This window comes from Eisenibacter elegans DSM 3317 (assembly GCF_000430505.1).
Lineage (GTDB): Bacteria > Bacteroidota > Bacteroidia > Cytophagales > Microscillaceae > Eisenibacter > Eisenibacter elegans.
In genome coordinates this window covers 197,063-219,645 of sequence record NZ_AUMD01000019.1, presented here as the reverse complement: position 1 = coordinate 219,645, position 22,583 = coordinate 197,063, and the positions used below count along the sequence as shown (strand labels likewise).

General features: G+C 47.4%; 21 protein-coding genes and 2 pseudogenes. 7 read left to right on the top strand and 16 right to left on the bottom strand.

Going from position 1 to position 22,583, the window contains the following annotated elements; all coding sequences use genetic code 11:
* Positions 1-109: 109 nt before the first annotated feature.
* Positions 110-712 (bottom strand): annotated as a pseudogene (locus G499_RS19025) (Uma2 family endonuclease).
* A 635-nt stretch (positions 713-1,347) separates the two neighbouring features.
* On the opposite strand from G499_RS19025, the gene G499_RS0107005 reads away from it, so the two are divergent.
* The 4 genes from G499_RS0107005 (at position 1,348) to G499_RS19020 (ending at position 6,335) form a co-directional block, all read left to right on the top strand.
* On the top strand, positions 1,348-2,577 hold the full coding sequence (locus G499_RS0107005; RefSeq protein ID WP_026999358.1) for a M16 family metallopeptidase: 1,230 nt from the start codon (positions 1,348-1,350) through the stop codon (positions 2,575-2,577).
* Between the two features lie 28 nt (positions 2,578-2,605).
* On the top strand, positions 2,606-3,247 hold the full coding sequence (locus G499_RS0107000) for an O-methyltransferase (protein ID WP_026999357.1): 642 nt from the start codon (positions 2,606-2,608) through the stop codon (positions 3,245-3,247).
* A gap of 157 nt (positions 3,248-3,404) precedes the next feature.
* On the top strand, positions 3,405-5,057 hold the full coding sequence (locus tag G499_RS0106995; RefSeq protein ID WP_026999356.1) for a LysM peptidoglycan-binding domain-containing protein: 1,653 nt from the start codon (positions 3,405-3,407) through the stop codon (positions 5,055-5,057).
* 102 nt (positions 5,058-5,159) lie between these two features.
* Entirely contained in the window at positions 5,160-6,335 is a 1,176-nt protein-coding gene (locus G499_RS19020) for a tetratricopeptide repeat protein (protein WP_035726879.1), read from the top strand.
* Between the two features lie 360 nt (positions 6,336-6,695).
* Here the strand turns inward: G499_RS19020 and G499_RS0106985 are convergent, their stop codons facing one another.
* The 9 genes from G499_RS0106985 to G499_RS0106945 form a co-directional block, all read right to left on the bottom strand.
* Positions 6,696-7,172 carry an Lrp/AsnC family transcriptional regulator gene (locus tag G499_RS0106985; RefSeq protein WP_026999355.1) on the bottom strand — a complete coding sequence of 159 codons (477 nt, stop codon included), beginning with the start codon at positions 7,170-7,172 and terminating at the stop codon, positions 6,696-6,698.
* Positions 7,173-7,355: 183 nt separating this feature from the next.
* Positions 7,356-7,958, bottom strand: coding sequence for a recombination mediator RecR (recR, locus tag G499_RS0106980; protein WP_026999354.1), 603 nt, complete (start codon positions 7,956-7,958; stop codon positions 7,356-7,358).
* A 25-nt stretch (positions 7,959-7,983) separates the two neighbouring features.
* A complete protein-coding gene (locus G499_RS0106975) occupies positions 7,984-8,256 on the bottom strand; it encodes an ATP-dependent Clp protease adaptor ClpS (protein ID WP_026999353.1) in 273 nt (90 codons plus the stop codon).
* A 498-nt stretch (positions 8,257-8,754) separates the two neighbouring features.
* Positions 8,755-9,756, bottom strand: coding sequence for a GTPase ObgE (obgE, locus tag G499_RS0106970; RefSeq protein ID WP_026999352.1), 1,002 nt, complete (start codon positions 9,754-9,756; stop codon positions 8,755-8,757).
* A gap of 474 nt (positions 9,757-10,230) precedes the next feature.
* On the bottom strand, positions 10,231-10,809 hold the full coding sequence (locus G499_RS0106965) for an adenylate kinase (protein WP_026999351.1): 579 nt from the start codon (positions 10,807-10,809) through the stop codon (positions 10,231-10,233).
* 144 nt (positions 10,810-10,953) lie between these two features.
* On the bottom strand, positions 10,954-11,493 hold the full coding sequence (hpt, locus tag G499_RS0106960; RefSeq protein WP_026999350.1) for a hypoxanthine phosphoribosyltransferase: 540 nt from the start codon (positions 11,491-11,493) through the stop codon (positions 10,954-10,956).
* 50 nt (positions 11,494-11,543) lie between these two features.
* Positions 11,544-12,284, bottom strand: coding sequence for a tRNA1(Val) (adenine(37)-N6)-methyltransferase (locus G499_RS0106955; protein ID WP_026999349.1), 741 nt, complete (start codon positions 12,282-12,284; stop codon positions 11,544-11,546).
* A gap of 330 nt (positions 12,285-12,614) precedes the next feature.
* Positions 12,615-13,701 (bottom strand): peptide chain release factor 2 gene (gene prfB / locus G499_RS0106950; protein ID WP_154658347.1). Its coding sequence is split into 2 segments (ribosomal slippage): positions 12,615-13,640 and positions 13,642-13,701, totalling 1,086 coding nucleotides; the frame shifts between segments, so codons are not numbered across the junction.
* A gap of 234 nt (positions 13,702-13,935) precedes the next feature.
* Positions 13,936-14,496 (bottom strand): hypothetical protein, encoded by a 561-nt coding sequence (locus G499_RS0106945; RefSeq protein WP_026999347.1) that lies wholly within the window; start codon positions 14,494-14,496, stop codon positions 13,936-13,938.
* Positions 14,497-15,032: 536 nt separating this feature from the next.
* Between G499_RS0106945 and G499_RS22495 the strand changes: the two are divergent.
* Positions 15,033-15,128: pseudogene (locus G499_RS22495) on the top strand (transposase); the annotation flags it as partial.
* A 451-nt stretch (positions 15,129-15,579) separates the two neighbouring features.
* Here the strand turns inward: G499_RS22495 and G499_RS0106940 are convergent.
* Positions 15,580-15,966 carry a copper-binding protein gene (locus G499_RS0106940; RefSeq protein WP_026999346.1) on the bottom strand — a complete coding sequence of 129 codons (387 nt, stop codon included), beginning with the start codon at positions 15,964-15,966 and terminating at the stop codon, positions 15,580-15,582.
* Between the two features lie 200 nt (positions 15,967-16,166).
* Between G499_RS0106940 and G499_RS0106935 the strand changes: the two genes are divergently transcribed.
* The gene (locus G499_RS0106935) at positions 16,167-17,315 is read left to right on the top strand and encodes an FtsW/RodA/SpoVE family cell cycle protein (protein ID WP_026999345.1); all 1,149 of its coding nucleotides are present in this window, start codon (positions 16,167-16,169) and stop codon (positions 17,313-17,315) included.
* Between the two features lie 121 nt (positions 17,316-17,436).
* Positions 17,437-18,531, top strand: a complete 1,095-nt coding sequence (murG, locus tag G499_RS0106930) for an undecaprenyldiphospho-muramoylpentapeptide beta-N-acetylglucosaminyltransferase (RefSeq protein ID WP_026999344.1) — start codon at positions 17,437-17,439, stop codon at positions 18,529-18,531.
* Between the two features lie 388 nt (positions 18,532-18,919).
* Here the strand turns inward: murG and G499_RS0106925 are convergent, their stop codons facing one another.
* From G499_RS0106925 to G499_RS0106905, 5 genes are all read right to left on the bottom strand, one after another.
* Positions 18,920-19,453 carry a carboxymuconolactone decarboxylase family protein gene (locus G499_RS0106925; RefSeq protein WP_026999343.1) on the bottom strand — a complete coding sequence of 178 codons (534 nt, stop codon included), beginning with the start codon at positions 19,451-19,453 and terminating at the stop codon, positions 18,920-18,922.
* Between the two features lie 69 nt (positions 19,454-19,522).
* On the bottom strand, positions 19,523-20,383 hold the full coding sequence (locus G499_RS0106920) for a helix-turn-helix domain-containing protein (protein WP_026999342.1): 861 nt from the start codon (positions 20,381-20,383) through the stop codon (positions 19,523-19,525).
* A 42-nt stretch (positions 20,384-20,425) separates the two neighbouring features.
* Positions 20,426-21,457, bottom strand: a complete 1,032-nt coding sequence (locus G499_RS0106915) for a DUF6695 family protein (protein ID WP_026999341.1) — start codon at positions 21,455-21,457, stop codon at positions 20,426-20,428.
* Positions 21,454-21,969 carry a DinB family protein gene (locus G499_RS0106910; RefSeq protein WP_154658346.1) on the bottom strand — a complete coding sequence of 172 codons (516 nt, stop codon included), beginning with the start codon at positions 21,967-21,969 and terminating at the stop codon, positions 21,454-21,456. Before G499_RS0106910 ends, G499_RS0106915 begins: the two co-directional genes overlap by 4 nt.
* A gap of 45 nt (positions 21,970-22,014) precedes the next feature.
* Complete coding sequence (locus tag G499_RS0106905; RefSeq protein WP_035726791.1) at positions 22,015-22,467, bottom strand: thioredoxin family protein; 453 nt, start codon at positions 22,465-22,467, stop codon at positions 22,015-22,017.
* Positions 22,468-22,583: the final 116 nt, after the last annotated feature.

Here is a 22,583-nt window from a genome sequence, read left to right as displayed (position 1 = left end):
AATGTTTTGGAATTACTCAGAAGTAAATACCCCTAAGGAGCTATAAGCCCTTCAGGCGGCGTGTAACCAGTCTTTCAGCCTTTTGAGAAATAAAATTTTTGGCATCGGATTATTCCACAAAAACCTCGGCGAGGTCTATGGACAGTTCGGGGAAAATGTGTGCTTGGAAGACTTCGTCTTCGGCAAAGCTGTTTTTGAGGGTGTATTTTCCCTCCTCGTTGAGGACAAACTGCTGAAAGACGTGCTCAGAGGGGTACACAATCCAATACTCTTGTAAGCCTGCCTCTTCGTAGAGGGCGTATTTGATTTTCATTTCCTTTTTGGAGTTTCCCAGGGAGAGGATTTCGATAATCAGGTCAGGCGCTCCTACTCAGCCGCGCTCGTCGAGTTTGTCGCGGTCGGAGATAACGCATATATCCGGCTGTACGACGGTGTAGATTTCTTGGTTGGCTTGGCTCGATTTCTTCTTATCCAACAAACGCACATCGAAAGGGGCGGAGAATGCTTTACAATCTTGGTGCTTGAACTGATTGTAGAGTAAGCCACTAAGGTTGAAAGAGATTTTTTGATGTACAACCCTTGGCGCGGGCGTTATGGGAAAGATTTTGCCTTTGATGAGCTCTACACTTTGCTCAAAGCGCCATGTGAGGTAGTCGGCATAGGTATAAGTGCCGTTAAGGTCTAGGTCGTTGATATTGGTGAGGTATTTCATCGGCTTGTGGGGCTGTGGGTTTAAACAAAAATACAAATTATGGCGCACTAAAAAAATAACAGGAAGGAGTGTCAGAAAAGGTATGGAGTCATACACGGGAGCTATGCGATAGCCCGCCCTGTGGCTCACAACTGTGTGGAGCAAAGCCTTGCCTACCCGCAGCAAAGACGTATTTTACTCCCGACCTTGCCAAAATGGGGCGGGCTCGTAATTTGTGAGGCATAGCTCTATAAGCTCTTCAGGGGCTTATAGGGGTATTTGTAGGCAGCTTCCACTAAGCACTGACAACCAATGAAATATCAAAATATCAGAGAAGAAGAACTCAAAAACAAGGTAGCTCACGATTATTTCTAGCGCTTCCGCATGATACTAATGTAATGCTATATCGTGAAAAAACCATCATTGTTTGTGTGGGTTTTGAGGTAGTATCTAAGTATACACAAGCCCATGTCTCAATCAAATTGAGCAAAGCCTCGACAAAGAGCCGGCATTGTGCTAACTTTGTAGCCTCGCAGCCCTTGGCTTTTGAACAAAAAGCCACTTCAAAAGTGTTTGAATGGATAATAGCCACACACCAGTAGGCCATCTAAGAGGACTTGCCAGTGTTTGTATCTTTGTCTGAATAGGCTTTTTCTATGACCCATCATATTCATTACCTACCCAATGGTATCGGCATCATCCACAAGGAAGTCAGCCATACCAAGATTGCTCATTGTGGTTTTGTGCTCGACATCGGCAGCCGCGACGAACAGTTGCACCAGCTTGGCATTGCCCATTTTTGGGAACACATGGCCTTTAAGGGCACACACAAGCGTAAGGCATACCACATCATCAACCGCCTAGAAACCGTAGGGGGGGAGCTGAATGCCTATACGACCAAGGAGAAAATCTGTTTTTATGCTTCTGTACTTGATAATCACTACGAGAAGGCGCTAGAGCTGTTGGCCGATATTACGTTTGACTCTGTCTTCCCCGAAAACCAGATTGAGCGGGAGCGCCACGTCATCCTCGAAGAGATGGCCCTCTATGCCGATTCGCCCGAAGATGCCTTACAGGACGAGTTCGATGCGCTCGTATTTGCCAATCACCCCTTGGGGCACAATATCTTGGGTACGTCTGAGAGTGTGCGGCGGTTTCAGCGCCAAGATTTTGCCCAGTTTATTCAAGATAATATCGACACCGGGCGGATTATCTTCAGCTCCGTAGGCAACCTACCTTTTAAGAAAGTGTTGCGCTGGGCCGAAAAACACCTAGGCCACCTGCCTAGCCAAAGCGCCCACTTAGAGCGGCGGCCTTTTGAAAGCTATCGCCCGGTGCAAATCCAAAAAACCAAGAGCACCCAACAGGCCTATTGCGCCCTTGGGCGTACGGCTTACCACCTCTACGACCCCAAGCGCCTGCCGTTCTTTATGCTCGTCAACTTGTTGGGAGGGCCGGGGATGAACTCCCGCCTCAACCTAGCCCTGCGCGAGCGCCACGGCTTTGTCTATTCGGTAGAGGCTGGCTATACCCCTTTTCTCGATACCGGGCAGTTGGGCATCTACTTTGCTACCGAACCCAAGCACCTAGAGAAAAGCCTGCAATTGGTACACAAAGAGTTGCGCCTGCTGCGCGAGCAGAAGTTGGGCGTATTACAGCTCCACAACGCCAAAGAACAACTGATGGGGCAGATGGCCATGGCCGAAGAAAGCAACCTGAGCTATATGCTGATGATGGGCAAGAGCTTGCTCGATAAGGAAACGATTGAGCCGATAGACCAAATCTTTGCGGACATCCGCGCCGTCAGTGCCGAACGCCTCCAAGACATTGCCCAAGAGATGCTCCACCCCGATCAGCTCAGCCAATTGCTCTACCTACCCGAATAGCCCTCCAATAGACCAAATTTTGCTACCAATGGAATTTATAGACCCTGCCCTTCATCAATATGCCGAGGCACATACCAGCGCCGAGCCAGAACAGCTGCAAGCCCTCAACCGCGACACCCACGCCCATGTGCTCAAGCCACGGATGCTTTCAGGCCATTTACAGGGGCGGTTTTTGGCCTTGCTCTCCCAGCTCAAGCAGCCGCGCTACATCCTCGAAATAGGCACTTATACCGGCTATTCCGCCCTTTGCCTTGCCGAAGGCCTACAGCCACAGGGCGAGCTGCATACCCTCGACAACAACGAAGAACTTGCACCGCGCATCCGTCGATATTTCGCTCAAAGCCCTTATGCCGCACAACTTCACCTGCATATCGGCAATGCCCTTGACCTTATCCCAGCCCTGAAGCAGCCCTTTGACTTGGTGTTCATTGACGCTGATAAAAAAAATTATGATAAGTACTATGACCTCATTTTCGACCAACTCCCTTCGGGGGCGCTTATCATCGCCGACAATGTGCTCTGGAGCGGCAAGGTCATCCAGCCGGTCAAAGGCAAGGATGTAGATACACAGGCGCTCTTGGATTTCAATGCCAAGGTACAAGCCGACCCTAGGGTAGAGAACGTATTGCTGCCCGTAAGAGATGGGTTGATGCTTGTAAGAAAAAAATAAAAAACAGATTTTATTTACTATTTCCGGGTAATAAAGGGCTCTTGAGGCCGTTTGGGCTATTAACAAAGTGTAACTTTTTTAAAAAAAAACCAACACTTGTTTGCTCCTTAGTAACAAAGGCATATCTTTGTCAGCAACAAAAATACACCGGAATTAAATGAAACACATTTTTTACCCACTTCTTAACCCAAAGAAGCGGGTCGCTCTGCTATACCTTAGGCTGGCACTTACTTGTATCTGTCTAGTATTCAGTGGTTTTGAGCTAGAAGCGACTCCCGAAGAAGTACCGAGTATTCTTTATTTCGGTGGAATGCGCATTATTATCGACAAAGGTGCGCAGAAACAGATCCAGCAGGAAATCAATACGATTTATCGCAATCAGGCTGTTCACGAGCATCATATAAAGCTGGCGCAAGATTATTTCCCACTTTTAAGCGAATTGCTACGCAAACGCGGCCTTCCTGACGAGTTTAAGTACTACATCGTCATGGGCAACCCTGCGGCCACCAAGGAAGGAGGCTTGTGGCGTATCGCCGCCGATGCGGCTAATGGCACATACAAACTCCAGATTAGTGCGGAGGTCGATGAGCGCTTGGAGCCGGTATTGGCCACACAAGCTGTGGCAGATGTGTTGGCGCGGCACAACCTGTTGTTCAAAAACTGGATGTTTACCTTGCTGTCTTTGGAATATGGTTTGGCCGAGGCGCGTAAGTATGCCAAAGAAGCCTATGGGCGTGATATTCAGGGAGCCAAAGAGTTGCGCATCAACGAAAACAGCCACAGCTATTTTAAGCGTTTTTTAGCTTATATGCTGGTATATCAAGAGGTGCGCCCGGCCAATACTCAACTGATGGTTTATGAGAAAGGTGCGCGCAAAAACTTGCATCAGCTGGCCAAAGAGCTACATGTTGATGAAGGGGTGCTGAAGGCATACAATCCTTGGTTGTTGGGCAATCGTGTACCCTATGACAAGACCTACCATGTGGTGATACCCATCGCTTTTGCAGCCCCACAGCAACCCGAGTCAGTAAAGGCCATAGCCTTGGTAGATGCGCAAGTTGAGGAACAACACTGGAGTTCGTCTCAAAACCTATTCGTGGAGCAACCCACACAGGTTTGGCAAAACAATATGAGCGAAAACAAAGCCGCCATCAATGACATTGAATACTCCGAAACACAAAACACGGGCAACCGAACACAAGAAACAACCTTGTTTATTGATCACCTAGAGGTAGCCTCTGATCAACTAGAAATCAATGCTTTCGGACTTGATGGCCAACCACTAAAGGTCATCACCCGCACAGAATCTGCAACGAATCCCAACAATACTCAGCCAAATAATACACAAATACACCAAAATACTACGCAGCAAAATCATTATGACCCAAGCCATACACTCACCCACATCGTAAAGCCGGGAGAAACACTGGCCGCTATCAGCCGACATTATGGGGTCAGTATGCAACAATTGCAAACCCAAAACCAATTACACAATCCCAACAACCTAAAAGTAGGGCAGCGGATCTTGGTTGCCGACCCGGGCAGCATCAGCTATACCGCCCACCTTATACAGCCAAGAGAAACGCTTTATGGTATTGCTCGATATTATCAAGTATCGATGGCCCAAATCAAAAACTGGAACAAGCTCACCTCTGATATGTTGCAGGCAGGGCAAACAATCCTCATTATGATTGACAACCGCAAAGACCAACCGGCCTACCGAGGAGAAGGAAACTTCTATGAGCGCCAACGCCGCAGCCCAGGAATGACAACACCGGCCAACCTTCAGAAAAAAAGCAGCGAAAACTAACAGACAAATCGCTAAGTTTGTAAACACAACCCTCGTAGGGCAGCAGGACGGAATGAACCATACTGCTGCCCGAGCCAATGCGATTCAATGACTCCTACCTTTATGCGATACTTTGCCTGCTTTTTGTATGCTTTTCTGCTGGTTATCAGTAGGTTGATAGCGCAGGAATCACCTACCAATATTCTTCAAAACAAACAGATAGAGCTCGTCATCGGCAACGCCATCAACCAGACCTACAACTTTGAGTTTGATAAGGCCGAGACAGTCTACCGACAACTCAAAGCACAATATCCCACCCACCCTATGCCTGTGTTTCTCCAAGGGCTGAACTTGTGGTGGCGATTGATGCCCAATACTGACGACGAGCAATACGATGAAGCTTTTTTGGAAGCTATGGACGAAGCCATACGCCTCGCTACAGCAATGTACAAAAAAGACCGCACCCCCGAAACTATCTTCTTCTTGTCGGCTGCCAACGCCTTCAAAGCACGGCTTTATGGCGAACGCCGCAAGTGGAGCAAAGCCATCGGTACAAGTAGGGCAGCCTTGAGCTACCTCAAAGAAGGCCGCAAATCAGACCTGATGGACGATGAGTTCCTCTTTGGCGACGGCCTTTACAACTACTACTACGACTGGCTTTATGAAGAATATATACTGCTTAGGCCTGTGATGCTGATGTTTAAGAAGGGCGACAAGACCCTCGGGATGCAGCAGTTGAAACGTTGTGCCAATTTCTCATTCTATACCCGCACAGAGGCCCAGTATTTCATCGCCCGTATCTACTACAACGAGGAAAACAACCCCAAAGAGGCCTTGCCATATATCGAATACCTGTATGAGACCTTCCCCAACAACGCTGTTTTTCATCGGATGTACGCCACAGTACTCTTCCAAATGGGGAATTTCAAAACCCTACAGCCGGTAGCTGTCAAGATGCTGGAGCAGGTCGATGCCAACAAACCCGGCTATGAGGGAATGTCGGGGAGGTATGCTTCTTATTTTTTGGGCTATATCGCCCGTATGTACGGCCAGCATGCCGAAGCCAAACATTATTTTGAACGTAGTGTGGCCTTTTCGGAAGCCATCGGTGCCGAAAGCTACGGGTATTACCATTCTTCATTGGCTTTTTTGGCCGAGTATGCCCAACAAGAAAAAGACCTCCGCAGCGCCAAACGTTACTACCAAAAGCTCAAGAAACACGTCGATCGTAAAAGTAAGTATACACAGGAGGCCAAAGAGTTTCTCAAAACCCACAAAAACCTTCGACTAGAGGACTAAGAGCTTGTTGATACCCAATCAAAATTGGTTTGGGAAATGAGTGTGCTGAGAATCCTTGATAATCAAGGAAATCAAAGCTTGTAAATCCCCAAATCTTGTGAATCTTGGTATAAAACTGTGGGCTAAGTCTTATTTTACCCCCAAAATAAGGTTTAGCTTGCCTCGGAGCTGGCACTCCGAGCTATTTTTCCAAAAATGTCCGATGGCGTGAACACAGCCTTTATATATAACCTATTTTTTAGCCTAACGAGCCCCTCAAACGACAATTGCCCACACGAGGTGGGCAACTGTATCAGACTTTTACGATTTGTATTTTGTTTCAACAGGAGCTGAATCTGTTTTGATCATTGGCCTCAAGGGCTATTCTGGCAGAGGCAGTACTTTGTTGTCCTTAAAGGTAGACAGCACTACCATTGATTGCATGTTGCCAATCTCTTCAATTTCGCTTACTTGTTCGAGCATCAGTTTTTGGTAAGACTGAATGTCTTCGGTAACGATTTTGAGCAAGAAATCACAAGAACCGGTTACGTGATGGCATTCTACGACATTGTCGATGGTACTGATTTTCTCTACAAAGGCATCCAGATAAGACTTTTTATGACTTGCTAAAAATACCTGCACAAAAGTAGTAACGCCTAGGCCTACCTTTTGGGTATCGAGCTGCGCGTGGTAGCTCTTGATAAGCCCCATTTGCTCCAACTTTTTCACACGCTCCAAGGTTGGGGCTGGTGATAACCCAATGTCTTTAGACAATTGAGCATTGGTGATCTTGGCGTTGCCTTGTAGGATTTGCAGAATTTTTCTGTCTGTATGGTCTATTTTAGGGTTTTTGGCCATAACTCGGTATTTTCGTATATAGATTTGTTATACTAAAAAAAACAACGCAAAAAAATCAATAATCTCGCAAAATACCAAATAATCTAAGGTGTTTTTTTTGAGTTAAAGCTTTTTTGCTTGATAGTCAGGAGGTTGGATAGTGTTAAAAAAGCTTAAAAAACACAATTTTTGTTGTATTCTGCTTTATTCATAGGCCACTCTCGTAACAATACTGCGTCCTAGCGTAATTTCGTCCGCATATTCTAATTCGCTGCCAATCGGAATTCCTCTAGCAATGCTGCTAATTTTTATATTCAAAGGTTTAATTTTCTTTGTCAAATAAAACATCGTTGTATCGCCTTCCATTGTAGGGCTGATAGCAAAAATCACCTCGGCTACAGCCCCTGTTTGTAGGCGCAGCAGCAAGCTTTCAATATTGAGGTCAGTAGGGGCGATGCCAGCCAATGGCGAGATTACCCCCCCCAGTACGTGGTAAAGCCCATTGTATTGCCCCGTATTTTCGATAGCCAGTATATCTTGAGCCTCTTCTACGATACAAATGAGACTTTGGTCGCGGGAGTGGCTCGTACAGAGGCTACAAACAGGCGTATCAGAGATGTTGTGGCAAGTTTGGCAATATTGAATCTCACGGCGCATTTTGAGCAGCGCCTGTGTCAGGGCGTCTGTATGGCTAGGGTCTTGTTTGAGCAAGTACAACACAAGCCGCAAGGCCGTCTTCTTGCCAATGCCGGGTAGGCTTGACATCTGAAGGACGGCCTCTTCGATGAGTTTGGAGGAAAAGTTCACTATACCGGGTATTCAGCAACAATGATTAGGAAACTTCAGCCGAGATACCTCGGTCACAGATGGCATCACGCATAGGTTTGAGTTTTTCAAAAGCCCCTTGTTTGACAGAGCACTTCCCTTTGTAGTGAATAATAAGTGTGCATTGCTCGGCTTGTTCGGGGGTATGGTCACATACTTCCATCAGGGTTTGGATGACGTGGTCAAAGGTATTGACATCATCATTGAACACAATCAGCTCGTGCTCTTCGAGCACCACCACGTCCTCATCTGCGTGTTCCCAAGTTTTAGTTTTGCTCATAGCAATAGAATCGTTTTTTAACTAACAATATCAAACAACTGAAGAAAAGGTTTTTTGTTGGGTAAATAGGGTTGTCGTGACAGTGTGTTGATAGACTTATCAAGCTTTAGTAACATCACGAAAGTTAGCTTTTTTTGTTCAAAAAAGCAAGAGTTTTGACACGAAGTCAAAGGGGGTATGAGGGCTGAGTCAGGGAGTATGAACTCATCACAGGCCACTAGACATTTTGACTTTCGTCGTTGTTGTGCTCATTTTATAACAAGATGCACAAGATTTGGAGATTTACTGGATTTGATTTTCAAGGATTTTCAGCACTTAACGCTACCAAACTAACTTTGATTGGGTGCAACACCACAGGCTCTCAGCATAATTTAACCGCAAAGTATGCGCAAAGAACGCACACATTGCGGGTTTTATGGACCTGTCGAAAGTTCCTATGTGCTTAAACGGTATATTGAATCAAAGCCAAATCAGAAAATGTCCAGTGGCGTGAATTCATCATTCCTGCCGTCCTTCAATGGCCTGCATCAGGGCATCTTTCAGTGTGGTGATGCCTTGGTTGGTGAGCGCAGAGATTTCGAACACGGGCAAGTCCGTAGGGTAGGTTTTGCGTAAGTCAGACAGTTCCTCCTCGTCGAGCACATCAGTTTTGGTAACAGCCAGCAACCTTGCCTTGTCGAGTAGCTCGGGGTTATAGCGCTCTAGCTCTGCCAAGAGGACAGCATAGGTGTCTGATATACTTTCGGTGTCGGCGGCTACCATAAATAGCAGTACCGAATTGCGCTCGATATGGCGCAGGAAGCGTGTACCAAGTCCTTTGCCCTCAGCAGCACCTTCGATGATACCGGGGATATCTGCCATCACAAAAGAACGGTCTTCGCGATAGGCTACCACCCCCAAGTTGGGCACGATAGTCGTAAAGGGATAATCGGCAATTTCGGGTTTGGCGGCTGATACTACCGAGAGCAAGGTAGACTTGCCCGCGTTGGGGAGGCCCACCAGCCCCACATCGGCCAATACTTTCAGCTCTAGAATCACCCACGCCTCTATGCCGGGTAGGCCGGGCTGGGCATAGTGAGGGGCTTGGCGGGTGGCTGATTTAAAGTTACGGTTACCAAGGCCACCCTTACCTCCTTCAAAAAGAATCACCTCTTGTCCCGGCTCGGTGATTTCGGCGATGATTTCACCCGTTTCTGCATCCTTGGCTACAGTGCCCATTGGCACTTCTATCATCAGGTCCTTGCCCTGAGCGCCACTACGGCCTGCGCCACCGCCGGGCTCACCATTGGGTGCGTGGAGGTGTTTTTGGTATTTGAGGTGGAGCAGTGTCCATAGCTGGGGGTTGCCCTTGAGGATGATATGGCCACCTCTGCCGCCATCGCCGCCATCGGGGCCGCCCATAGCAACAAACTTCTCACGGCGGAAGTGAACAGACCCTGCGCCGCCCTTGCCAGAGCGGCATTGTATTTTGACGTAGTCAATAAAATTGAGATTAGACATCTTGTGTAGTTGTGGGTTGTGATAGCGTCTTTGCGTTCTTGGCCACCTTAGTGATTAGCGACTGCAAGTTTGGGGCTACCATTTCTGAAAACTAGTGCGTATTCGATTTCTTGGGGTTTATCCTGCGGGTCGGGCTATCATCTCCTGTAGTCCCTGTGCCAAACGTTTGGGGCTGTCTCCCTATTTTGTTGGGTGTGGGGAGCTACTTGGCTCAGTGCTTCACTCACATCCTTCGCTCTTCCGTGCTCGGATGTCTAAGCGGTGTTGCTTCGCAGCACTCGCGTTTGGATGTCCTATAAGCTGACTTGCACTTGAAAACGCTAGCCCCTCAAAGGTTTTAAAACTTGAAGGTCTTTTAATCAAATTCGCCCGCAAAGTTAGTCCATTATGGCGGCTATTCCCAATGAAAATAGCGCTGCTGGCAACTTTTTGGTTCACCAACAGCGCTATTGCTTTGAGAAAGAGAAGGAGTGGCTAGCCCTTGAGTCCTTCGATGATTTTCACCAGATTTTGGGTGATTTCGGCGATACTGCCGATACCATTGAGGCTTTTGTAGCGGCCTAAGGACTTGTAGTGTTCGGCTACGGGCACAGTACTGCTGTAGTAGACCTCTAGGCGGGTACGGATCATTCGCTCGTCTTGGTCATCAGCACGCCCGGAGTCTTTGCCTCGCTCTAGCAAGCGTTGCACCAGCTCTTCGTCCTCTACCTCTAGGGCAACGAGTTGAGCGGCGGGCAGGCCGTTGCGCGCCAGCAGGTCGTCGAGCGCGACGGCTTGAGCTACTGTTCGGGGGAAACCGTCGAAGATAAAGCCATTGGCAGAAGCATTTTGTTTGAGCTTGTTGTCAATCATCTGAATGACCATCTCATCAGGTACAAGCAGCCCCTTGGCCATCAGGTCTTTGGCTTGCAGCCCCAGCTCAGTGCCAGCATTTACTTCTCCTCTCAGGATATCGCCGGTAGAGAGGTGTATCAGGCCAAAGGTATCAATGAGGTTCTTGCTTTGGGTACCTTTGCCCGCGCCCGGGGGGCCGAAGAGTATAATATTGAGCATAAGAAACAAATGTTAGGTTTGTAATGAAAGCGTCAAAATGTAGTTGGGGGCACTTGTAACAGGGATTTGTTAAGCGGTATATTCCCCAAGAGCAGTCTGAGCTGCAGGAATTGCCAACTCATTATCAGCGCAAAGTAAAGAATCTTATTCGTTTTTCAAAACATAAATATCATTCAGTTCGCGCCCCAAGCCTTTATAGTCCAACCCATAGCCTAGTACAAACAAGTCAGGGATTTCAAAACCTACATATTGTGGTTGCAGGCGGTGCATCGATTTTTCGCGTTTCCAGAACAATGTCGCGATTTGAAGGCTTGCCGGCTTGCGCGCCCGCAGTTGGCCAAAGAGCTGTTCCATTGTCAGCCCTGTGTCAATGATGTCTTCTATCAGGATGACATGCCGGTGGTGGATGTCTTCTACCAAGCCTAGAATTTGTGTGAGTTCGCCACTACTTTGTGTACCTTCATAAGAGGCCACTTTGATAAGGCTGACTTCGCAGGCGATATCGATATGGCGGAGTAAATCGGCCATAAAGCGTACACATCCGTTGAGCACCCCCAGCAATATAGGCGGCGTGGTGTCGGCATAGTCACGGTTGATTTGTTGGGCAATTACCTCCACACGGGCTTGCAAGGTGCTGTCTGTGAGGTATTTTTCAAATTGAAGATCGTGTATTTGTAGGCTCATTGATAAGAGGATTTTCAAAAATCAGACACAAGATGAGGCTAATTGTTGATTTAACCAAAAATAAGGTAGTAGGGTTGGAGCAGATAGCGGAAAGCCTCTGTATAAAGGCGGGTATCAGTACTAGGGTGAAGGCAGAGCTGGCTGGGAACGAGGGTTTGGGCTGGCTGGGCAAAGCCCCAAGTACTGATATGGCGGAAAACTTTGTCGGCCTGAGGATGGTGCTTGAGCTGAAGTTCGGCTTGTAGGTGTAGGCCAAAGGCGGCTGCAGCTTGGGCAAACAACTGGGTAGGGTGTGGAGGGAGTAGCAGATAAAACCGCCCCTCGCGACTCAAGAGCCGCCCAACGGCTGCGGCCAAGTCAGGGAGCGAAAGCGTATCGTCGTGGAGCGCCATCCGTCGCGGTGTTGCTTTGGAGGGGAGGTGCTTGCTGAAAAAAGGCGGGTTGGATACGATGAGGTCATAGTGTGTGAGGGGCGGCGGAGGCACAAAGGCCTGAATGCTGGTATGAAAAAGGCTAATCTGGCTTACCCAAGGGCTTTGGGCGATGTTATCACAGGCCTGAGCACAGGCATCGTGTTCTAGCTCGACAGCGTGGATTTGGGCGTTAGGCTGTGCGCGTTGCGCCAACATCAAGGACAGCAAGCCTGTGCCAGCGCCTATATCGAGGATTGTCTGGGCCTCTGATACTGCTGCATAAGCACCCAAAACACAGGCATCGGTACAGACTTTCATCGCCGCACGCTCTTGATAAACAGTAAATTGCTTGAAACGGAAGTAGGGGTTCTTGGGCATGCCATTTACAATCTTGGACAAGTAGTATGATTGCGAAGCAACACCACAGATAACCTCCAGCTTCGCATCAATGAGAAAGTGCTTTTGATACAAAAATAAGGCTTTTATAGCGTTGGACTATACGTCGAATGGTGAGATTTTAAGCCCAATCAAAATTGGTTTGGGAAATGTATGTGCTGAGAGCCCTTGAGAATCAAGAAAATCAAGTCCTGTAAACTCCCAAATCTTATGCATCTTGGCATAAAAGTATCCAGTAACGTGGAGATTTGACAAACCCCCCAAGAGTAGCCAACTTTTGGAGGGTTTTGTGAGAAAGGGGCGGCGAGCTTATCAAGCCTCTTCTTGGCTGAGCAAGAAGGCCTTCATATACTCGTCGAGGTCGCCATCGAGTACGGTTTGTACATCGGAGCGCTCTACACCTGTGCGTAGGTCTTTGATGAGCTTGTAGGGGTGGAGGACATAGTTCCGGATTTGGGAGCCGAAGTCAATCCGTTTTTTAGTACCTTCAACCTTGGCCTTTTCCTCATTGCGGCGCTCTATTTCGGCCTGATACAGGCGTGATTTGAGCATCTTGAGTGCTTTTTCTTTGTTTTGGAGCTGAGAGCGCTCCTGCTGACACTCCACAATGATGCCCGAGGGGTGGTGATGGAGGCGTACGGCTGTTTCGACCTTGTTGACATTCTGCCCACCGGCTCCACCAGAGCGGAAGGTATCCCAGCTGATGTCAGCAGGGTTGATGTCGATGGCGATGCTGTCGTCTACCACCGGATAGGCAAATACGGAGGCAAAAGAGGTATGTCGCCGCCCGCCCGAATCGAAGGGAGAGATGCGCACCAGCCGGTGTACGCCTATTTCGGACTTGAGATAGCCGTAGGCAAACGCACCATCTATTTCGAGTGTGGCCGACTTACATCCGGCTACGTCGCCGGGTTGGTAGTTGACCTCACGCACGGTATAGCCCCGGCTTTCGCCCCAGAGGATGTACATACGCATCAGCATTTCGGCCCAGTCATTACTTTCGGTGCCTCCGGCGCCGGGGTTGATTTCGAGGATGGCGCTGAGCTGGTCCTCTTCGTCGCTGAGCATCTTTTTCAGTTCCAGCGCTTGTACCTGTTTTTCGAGCTTGGCAAAGGTTTCAGCTACTTCTTGCTCGCTCACCTCATCGGCCTCATAAAACTCGTACAACACCTCAAAATCACCCAAGGCTGTGTTGAGGGCTTCGAAATCATTGGTCCAAACTTTGAGTTGTTTGATTTCTTTGAGTACTGCTTCGGCTTGTTTGGGGTTGTCCCAAAAATCTGAGGCGAGAGACTGTTGCTCTTTTTCTTGGATGTGTGTTAGCTTGGCATCGTAGTCAAAGATACCTCCTTAAAGCCGTTACACGGGCTTTTATATCCTTTAGTTCTTCGGTGTTCATACACAGGATAGTCAGTGGGGTGAGTAAATACAGAATTGATGATGTGCGCCTTTTGTGTCAGTTGTACAGTTTGGGCACAATTACAAAGGTAGTGATTTTTTCAGGCAGGCTGAAGCCAAGGCGGCTAAAAGCAGTGGGTTTTTGACCGAAACAAAGGTTTTTGCTACTGGCGCGCCCCTCCGGGGCTTTGTCAGCAACAATGACGAAAGTCTAAAATATCCCGTGGTATGGCTGTTATTCGTACTCTTGGAATCGGACAATGCGAAAGTCTTGTGTAATGATTACAGTCCCATAAGTATCGTCCTGATACACCCTGACTTCATACCATTTTTCAGATTTATTTTGAACAAGTGAAAAGTATAAGTAGTCTAAGTCTGTTGCCGCATCTCCTGCATAGGTGTCATATGTGTATCCTGCTTGTTGTAGGGTTTGGGCGAGCTGGGTTTTGACTTGCTGTAGCGCTTGTTTGTTGAGCGCTATCTCGGGCTCAAAGTTACCAATGTGCGTTTCTATCCAGCGCCAATCTTGGTCATATACAGCGACATTGACTCGGTCGTGGTCGCCAACGGTAATATAGCCATTTGCGTGTTGGTAAGCATAGAGGGACATTTGATTTTGGTAGCCTGTCCTTTTTTGTGCGTCTTTGCGCTGTGTTTTCGTAAGCATTACTTCATTCATCACCTCGCTGTATAGGTCAAAAGATTGGCAACAATTTTGGCCTAAACTCTGGCTGGGTGTGGCCAGCATCAAGCAGCCTATAATGACTATAGCTTTGAGAATCAATGTGCTGTACATTTGTTCAGAATCTTAGTTCAACCATAAACCTTTTTGGTTTTGTACTCATTTGCTGTCCAATAGTTGCGGGTGTGGCCCAAAACAGGCAAAAACCTTTAAATAATGCGAATATTTTGATAACTACTTGATAACAAGCTTTCTATGAGCAAGAAAAGGGGGTAAATTTGAGCATTAACAAATAAGTGTTACTTTTTAATTGCACTATTCTAAGAAAACACTTATTCCTATATTAATTCTCAGTACTTCAAAGTTAGTAGAAATCTTCTCAAATTGTGATGATTTTGTAAAAAGCTTAGTGCAATCTCCTTTTGTTATGAGGCTGATTTCGGATAGTTAGCTGCACAATGTTGTTTGCATAAAAGCGAAATAATGGCCATATGCATCTTCTACCATCATTCTCGGGCATACGTTGTTTCAAGTGGTATTATCAGACAATCATCTTAGGGGCGTTGCGCCGTTGGTTTCCCTACGCAGCCCAGTACGCATATTTTAATCATTTAAAGAAAACTGTTTTGAAAGAATTGATGGTATACCTTGTTTTACGCGGCTTGGCAAAAAAGGGAAAGTCTTCTACGGGCTGGTTTTATGGCTTCAAGTTGCACGTTTTAATCAATCAGTGGGGGAATTGCGTATGTTTTCCAGAAGCCTCATACACCTTTGGTCAGTACAAATGATTATCAAAAAATTGTACTTTGCTAAGCTTATCGAAAATATTCACGTTAAAATAATGGGAGAGTAACCTGATAATCACACCAACAGTTAGGGAGCATTCAAAAAAACACCTCATTCATCGACTCTGTAGGGGGCACACGCCCAACGCTCTAGTGTACTTACTATAAACATTGCACCCTTCGGGATGTGGAATTTATACATCACCACTTCACCCTCTTTGGAAATAGGCAAGTTATACCAAGATTCACAAGATTTGGATATTTACAGAATTTGATTTCCTTGATTATCAAGGATTTTCAGTGCGCAGATTTCCCAAACCAATCGTGATTGGGTATATTTATTGAATGCGTCCTTACTTGATTCGAGGATGCACAGGGGCTGATTCTCTGCGTACCACCTAGAATAGTAGTGTTATTCTGCCAACACGAGCTTGGTGCTGTCGGGGAGCTTGACCAACTTGATGGCCTCATACCCGCCGGCAGCGAGGCGGCGCATTTCAAAGCTACATTTATCGCCTTCATCGAGGCCTTCTAGGGCTGTTTTTTCGACTTTGAAGGTCATCTGCATCGCCCGCATAAAATCAGGGATGGCCTCGTGGCTTATTATTACAATAAGCTGGCTGTCAGTGCTTTTTGATATTTCGACAATCTCTCCCCGTGTAGCGTAGGCTTGAGGGGCGGTAGTCTCTGCTTCGGCAGGGGCGGCGCTGTCGTGGGTGTGCTCGTGTGATTCGTGAGACCCGCCCGATTGGCAGGCAAAAAGCACGAGTAGTAGGAGGGAAGCAATAAAATTACGCATTGTTGGGAATAGTTATGAGTGGGTAGAAAGTATGTAGCAAGCTGCGTAGCCCTTCGTAAAAGCGGTTTTTGAGTGAGGCAGCGCATTGTTTTTTGGGAGAATATCCTTTACTTTGTGAATCTACGCAAAGATTTATGGAAGAGCAAACTTACGAAAACCGACCTTTAGAAACCGGCAATTCTTTTGAAGATTCTCCGCTGATGCGGGTCATCAACCAAAGCTTACAAGGCGACCGCTATGTGTGGTTGGTCGTGGTGGCGCTCTCGCTAATGAGTATCTTGGTAGTATACAGCGCTACGGGTACCTTGGCCTACAAAAAAATGCAGGGCAATACCGAGTATTACCTCCTCAAACACGGTGCATTGGTAGCCCTGAGCCTCTTGGTGATGTGGGTTGCACATCAGATCGATTATCGCTACTATGCCAAGCTCTCGCGCCTTGCGCTCTTGGCTTCTGTCCCTCTGTTGCTGATTTCGTGGCGCTTTGGGGTCAATATCAACGAGGCCAGCCGTTGGATTACCATCCCCTTGATTAACCAGTCATTTCAGCCTTCAGACTTGGCCAAGTTGGCGCTCATCTCCCACGTCGCGGCTATGTTGGCCCGCAGCCAACGCAATATGCAAGACTTCCAGCAATCTATCCAGCCCGTCCTGATTTGGATTGGGGTCATCTGTATGCTGATTGGTCTGAGCAATATCTCCAATGCCTTGTTGTTGTTCTTTATCTGTGTGGTCTTGATGTTCATTGGCCGCGTACCGATTCAATACCTCCTGATGTTGGGCTTGATTGGAGGCATTGCCGTGATGATGGCGCTGATGATGGGGCAAAGGATGGAAACCGCGCTGAGCCGTGTACAGAAATTCACCGACACAGAAGAGGTACACTTTCAGGCACAACAATCCTACATCGCCATCGCCACGGGTGGTTTTTTGGGCAAAGGCCCCGGCAACAGTGACCAGCGTAACTTCTTGCCACACCCTTACTCAGATTTTATTTATGCCATCATTATCGAAGAATACGGCTTTGTGGGCGGGGTGATGGTCTTGTTTTTATACCTGACCTTGCTTTACCGAGGCGTGATGATTGCCGCCAACAGCCGACGGGTGTTTGGCAGCCTGTTGGCCGTAGGGCTCACCTTCAGCTTGGTCTTCCAGGCCTTGCTCAATATGTGCGTGTCGGTGGGCTTAGTACCCATCACGGGTGTACCGATGCCGATGCTCAGTATGGGGGGCACTTCGTTGCTATTTACCGGCCTAGCTATCGGCATCTTGCTGAGTATCAGTAGAGGAGAGCTAGACCCCGAGATAGACCAACTCGCCCGCAGCAGTAGTGCCAATACGGAGGAGTAAAATATACTAATAGGGGGCTTGCTTGTATCAATAACCCTCCGATAACAACCCTCCAAGGGTTTCAAACCCTTGGAGGATTATTGAACCTCGTTCTTTATAAGAAAGCAAGTTTTAGATAAATATGCGCAAATTTGTAATCAGTGGTGGCGGTACAGGCGGCCATATTTTTCCGGCCATCGCCATTGCCAACCAAATCAAGGCCGTCGTACCCGATGCAGACATTCTCTTTGTGGGTGCTGAGGGGAAAATGGAGATGGAAAAAGTCCCCGCCGCAGGCTATCCCATCGAAGGCCTATGGATTAGCGGCATCCAGCGCCGCCTGACGCTCGACAACCTTAGCTTTCCTTTCAAACTACTCCACAGCCTCAATAAAGCACGGGCAATTCTGAAACGCTTCCGTCCGGATGCAGTAGTAGGGGTGGGGGGCTATGCCAGCGGCCCACTGCTGTATGCGGCTACGCAAATGGGTATCCCGGCATTGATCCAAGAACAAAACTCGTATGCCGGCCTGACCAACAAGTGGCTTTCCAAACGTGTGCAGGCGATTTGTGTGGCCTATCCGGGAATGGAGCTCTATTTTCCGGCAGATAAAATCCATCTGACGGGCAACCCCGTCCGCCAAGACATTGTGGCGCTCACCGACCAACGGGAGGAGGCGCTGCGCTTTTTCGGCCTCAGCGCCGACAAGCCCGTGCTGCTCGTGATTGGCGGAAGCCAAGGAGCACGCAGCATCAACGAAGCCATTGCCGCAGGACTGCCCCAGCTGCTCGACGCGGGGGTGCAGGTGGTATGGCAAACAGGCAAAAATAGCTTTGTAGAAAGTGAAGCCTCCCAAAATTGGCAAGCCCAAACCGGCATCCACCGGACGGTCTTCATCCAAGAAATGGCCAAGGCCTATACCACCGCCGACGTGGTTGTATCAAGAGCCGGAGCGCTATCGGTATCAGAACTGTGTATAGCCCGCAAGCCACCTATTTTTGTACCCCTGCCCACCGCTGCCGAAGACCACCAGACCAAAAATGCGCAAGCGCTTGTGCAGGCCAACGCTGCCCTGCTCGTGCCCAATGCCCGCGCTGCCACCGACCTGCTGCCCCAAACCCTTGCCCTACTCCAAGACAAAGCCCGCCAAGCCGAGCTAAGCCAAAACATCGCCCAATTGGCCCGCCCGCAAGCCGCAGAGGCCATCGTGGAGACTTTGTTGGGCTTGGGGAGGTAGAGGCTGTTTGCGTTGTTCCTGTAACAATCACCAAACCCAACACACGCTACCAGACAGGCGCCAAAAAAGTCTGAAATATGGATGATTTTTTGCGCGCTTTGTGGTTAAATATGTGTCAATAATAAGAGGATAAAAGGAGACCTGACCCACAGTAGGACTTGGAAAATGTCTGGTGGCGTTTAGTATAAAAAAAGCCCCAGAGGAGCGATACCCTTAGCCTCCCTATGGTGTCGCAACTACAGTGGGTTTAAAAAATATTGTTTTTCCCGCCTATGTTACTGCAACTATGTTGCTAAAAAAGGCCTAAAGCCTATAAAAATACCCCTCACGGAAGAAGGATAGGATTTAACCCATCGTCAGCCGGAGGGGTAAGCGTGAGGCCTAGAAGTTATAACACAGGGGCTTCTGGAAAATCAATAGGTACTTGGGTGATATTGTGAACATAGTTCATCACAATCTTATCTGCTATCAACAGCACCAAATCTATCAAATGTGCCTTGGTATATCCAGCGTCAAAAAAGCTTTGTAAAGCATCACCACTTAGGTTGCCTTTTTTCTCTGTAACCTCTTTGGCCAATCGTACGAGTGCGTCTGTTTTGCTATCCCAAGAGGCGATACCTTTGCGTAGCTCTAGAATTTGCTCATCATTGAAGCCATTCATTTTGCCCAAAGCCGTGTGTGCCGCTTGGCAATATTGACAGCCGTTGACTTGACTTACCACAAGGTTGATGGCCTCTTTTTCTTTTTTGGAAAAACTTGTAGGCGCACTCTGAAACTGTAGATAAGCTTCTAGTGCTGTGTTGGAGTAGGCGAGCGTTGCATATAAATTAGGCACAAAGCCCAAACCCTTATTGAGATTGTCAAAAATGGCTTGGTTGTTGGCCGATACGTCGGCCTTGGTAGGTACGGTGAACTGTAGCATGACAAAATAATTTTTAGGGGGTGTAAATCAACTAACACTGCAAAATTATGACAACTGTTACAGTAGAAGTTAGGCTAAATTACCCCAATCAGTCTCATTTTTTCCTTGAGTACCTTCTCGATACACCGTGGGTGCACAGCCCTCTTTATTCCTAAAAAAACGGCTAAAGGTCTGAATATCTTCAAACCCAATTTCATAGGCTATTTCTTTGACACTCTTGTCTGTATAACGTAACAGTCGCCGGGCTTCGAGCATTTTCCGTTCTTGAATAAACTGCAAGGGTGTTTTATCTGAAATTTTGGCAAATACATTTGCTAGCGTTTTGGGAGATTTATGCAATAAATCGGCATAAGCCGCTACGGTATGTTTGGTACGAAAATGCTGCTCGACTAAAAAATTAAACGCTCGAATCAAGTCGTGTTGGGCTGGTTCGAGTACTTCGGTAGAGGTTTGTTCTTTATAAGCTCTCGTACAAAGAATCAGCCACCGCTTGAGAACCATTTGCAGCATTTCGAGCTGTAGCTCGTCTCTGGACTCCATTTCCAAGCAAAATACTTTGTATACTGTTTCGAAAGTATCGCGGGAAGCCTCCAAAATCTTGAATTTTGGCAAGGTGGATGCCCCAAAAAACAGGACTCCTTTGCATCCAACTTCGCTATCGTGATGGATAATACAATAGAAAGCGCGGTTGAAGCGAATCATTCGTGCTTTTTCTATGTGTTTTACTTTTATTCTATGAAATTCTGTTAGGCAGACTACCTGTTGTGCTTCAAAGATATGCCGAACGGCATCTACCTCTAGTACATTCTCACCTCTTTCAAACCAGACAATGGTTAAGCTGCTGCTTGGGATTTCTTCTAGTAATGTACTATTGCTGGCATCAATGTTTGTAATTTCAAGATATTCTCCTGAAGAACCGCGATAAATCATATGATTACTAAATATTTTGGTGAGTGAATGATGCCAACAAGGTTATTGTGGGTACGAGGGGTTGCCTGTGTAAGTTCCGTCAAGGTACATGTCGGCAGTATGTATAGGTGTAGTCCTTTGGCTGATGTTGAAAAGATAGTAGCGTTGGTGGTTTTGCAATACCAAAACCCGCTGTGCGTGAGAGAGGTAGCCTATCTGGTAGGGCTTGCTGCTGTCGAAGTGGTATGAGCCAACATGGTAGGTCTGGCTTTCCAAAATACCTGAGGCATCAAAACGCTGTAAACGATATTCACCTTTAATTTGTGTCTCAGACAAATCATACCAAGAACCTGCGCCTTCGCCCGCAAGCCATTGGGCTGACGGAGGTACATTATCAGGCCTAAGAGGAGGGTTTAGGATGTTGTGGAGCGCTGAGTGAGGCAATACCGGCTTTATTACGGGGAAGCCGCCACCGATTGTATGGATATTTTGCCCTCCGGCGGCCTTCACCAAGCCCAAAGGGGTTGGATACCGATGGTGTGGTAGTTGTAATTGCCACCATAATTTCGACGACAGGGTTCCGGCTAACAATACCTTACGAACAAACCTTGAACAATTGGTGCCCCCGGCAATAAAAGGCCCGTAGCGTAGAGGACTATCTTGCTGGTATGTTTTGGCTACAAAATAGGCTGCTTCAAAATTAATAGGCACACAGGCCGCCATCAGTACACCCGATCCGTGGCAGGCGGAGTTTTGTTGTAGGACTTCTAACACAGGGAGCAGGTCTTGTCGATCAGGCAAGGCTGCTTGTACCAAATGCTCGATGGATAGCTCGGGATCGGTCTCTGCATCGCGCACCCGCCCATAACCCAAAGGCGAATGGTATCTGCCAAAATCAAAATAGTGGCAGCTGCCAGTGCTAGTTTTTATCAATACAATGGCCGAATGCCCTACCTGATAATAATACGCCTGATTGAAACCCACAAGGCGCATTAACCCATCGTACCAGCTGCCGGCTTGTTTGCAATAGGTTTTAGGCCAAGCCAACACAAGCGCATACCCTGTGGAGGATCGGTTGATTACTTGTGGTCTCACGAATTGCTTGTAGTTTGGTAACGAAGGGTAGCGGCAGCGACCCCAAAGGCTTCATCAATCAATAAAAGTAAGGATTGTTCGCGCAGCCCTATCTTGATGAGTGCTTGGTGGTGGACGCTGTGCTCCAAACAATAGGATAATTCTCTAAAATAGCTGGTTGAACAATACGCCTCTTCTTGCGCCTCCATAGTAGGGGCATAGCTGGCTGTCAACTGTAGATCCTGATCTTCTTGATAATATTGAAGCAAAGGCAACAGTTGCTCAAGAATATGAATCGCAAAAGAGGGGTTGTGCTCTAATCGGATATCACGATTGCGCTGATCATAGCAAATACACCCTTTAGGCATCTGCCGCAACACACAATCATAAAAAGAGAGTATATGGCGGATGTGTTGGCCAATAGTAGCTTGTGAGAGCCACTCACACGGCTGCCGGTATTGTTCAACGGTAAGCAAAGCAATCAATTGACGCAGGCGGATGAGGTCTTCTTGACAATAGGCAGGAATGTTCATAGAATAATAAAGCAATAAGTTGAATAACAAGGGATAACACCTTTGCTAACGTGTTTGTACCAATGCTTGTTGCCCAATAGAAAGCAAGGATTGTTCCCCTTGGAACCCTACCGATTTACCAACTAATTTACCCTCTGCATCAATAAAAAGTAAGGTAGGATAGGCTTGCACACCATATTGTTTAATAACTTTAGCTCCTTCGGGAGTTTCTCCATCAATGGCAATATTGATAAAATGTTGGTTGTACAGCTGTCCAACAGCAACACTGCGGAAGCTGGTTTTTTTCATCCGTATACAAGGGCCGCACCAAGTAGCATACACATCGATGAAGACCAATTTGTTGTCTTTTTTTGCTTCGGAAACTGCTTCTTTGATGCTTCCTTCAAAAAAATGGATACCTTCATCGCCTGCCAAAGCCTCAGGAATGAGCAGATAGCGATATTGAAATAAGAGCGAAGCTAGAATAATCAGCGTCAAGACACTACGTACAATGTGCATAATTTCAAGGGATTAATAGAATGATGTAATCATAATAGTATACTACAAAATTACACCAAGAGACCGCCCCGCTGTTAGTCTCAAATCCCCGGTAGATAGGCTATTTTTCCCACCCC

Excerpts from the sequence above, each read along its gene's own strand:
- G499_RS0106965 (WP_026999351.1), bottom strand. The coding sequence starts at position 10,809 with ATGCTCAATATTATACTCTTCGGCCCCCCGGGCGCGGGCAAAGGTACC.
- G499_RS0107005 (WP_026999358.1), top strand. The coding sequence starts at position 1,348 with ATGACCCATCATATTCATTACCTACCCAATGGTATCGGCATCATCCAC.
- G499_RS0106935 (WP_026999345.1), top strand. The coding sequence starts at position 16,167 with ATGCGGGTCATCAACCAAAGCTTACAAGGCGACCGCTATGTGTGGTTG.
- G499_RS0106940 (WP_026999346.1), bottom strand. The coding sequence starts at position 15,966 with ATGCGTAATTTTATTGCTTCCCTCCTACTACTCGTGCTTTTTGCCTGC.
- G499_RS0106905 (WP_035726791.1), bottom strand. The coding sequence starts at position 22,467 with ATGCACATTGTACGTAGTGTCTTGACGCTGATTATTCTAGCTTCGCTC.
- murG (WP_026999344.1), top strand. The coding sequence starts at position 17,437 with ATGCGCAAATTTGTAATCAGTGGTGGCGGTACAGGCGGCCATATTTTT.
- G499_RS0106920 (WP_026999342.1), bottom strand. The coding sequence starts at position 20,383 with ATGATTTATCGCGGTTCTTCAGGAGAATATCTTGAAATTACAAACATT.
- obgE (WP_026999352.1), bottom strand. The coding sequence starts at position 9,756 with ATGTCTAATCTCAATTTTATTGACTACGTCAAAATACAATGCCGCTCT.
- G499_RS0106985 (WP_026999355.1), bottom strand. The coding sequence starts at position 7,172 with ATGGCCAAAAACCCTAAAATAGACCATACAGACAGAAAAATTCTGCAA.
- G499_RS0106955 (WP_026999349.1), bottom strand. The coding sequence starts at position 12,284 with ATGCCCAAGAACCCCTACTTCCGTTTCAAGCAATTTACTGTTTATCAA.
- G499_RS0107000 (WP_026999357.1), top strand. The coding sequence starts at position 2,606 with ATGGAATTTATAGACCCTGCCCTTCATCAATATGCCGAGGCACATACC.
- G499_RS0106945 (WP_026999347.1), bottom strand. The coding sequence starts at position 14,496 with ATGTACAGCACATTGATTCTCAAAGCTATAGTCATTATAGGCTGCTTG.
- G499_RS19020 (WP_035726879.1), top strand. The coding sequence starts at position 5,160 with ATGCGATACTTTGCCTGCTTTTTGTATGCTTTTCTGCTGGTTATCAGT.
- G499_RS0106910 (WP_154658346.1), bottom strand. The coding sequence starts at position 21,969 with ATGAACATTCCTGCCTATTGTCAAGAAGACCTCATCCGCCTGCGTCAA.
- G499_RS0106995 (WP_026999356.1), top strand. The coding sequence starts at position 3,405 with ATGAAACACATTTTTTACCCACTTCTTAACCCAAAGAAGCGGGTCGCT.
- G499_RS0106975 (WP_026999353.1), bottom strand. The coding sequence starts at position 8,256 with ATGAGCAAAACTAAAACTTGGGAACACGCAGATGAGGACGTGGTGGTG.
- hpt (WP_026999350.1), bottom strand. The coding sequence starts at position 11,493 with ATGAGCCTACAAATACACGATCTTCAATTTGAAAAATACCTCACAGAC.
- G499_RS0106925 (WP_026999343.1), bottom strand. The coding sequence starts at position 19,453 with ATGCTACAGTTCACCGTACCTACCAAGGCCGACGTATCGGCCAACAAC.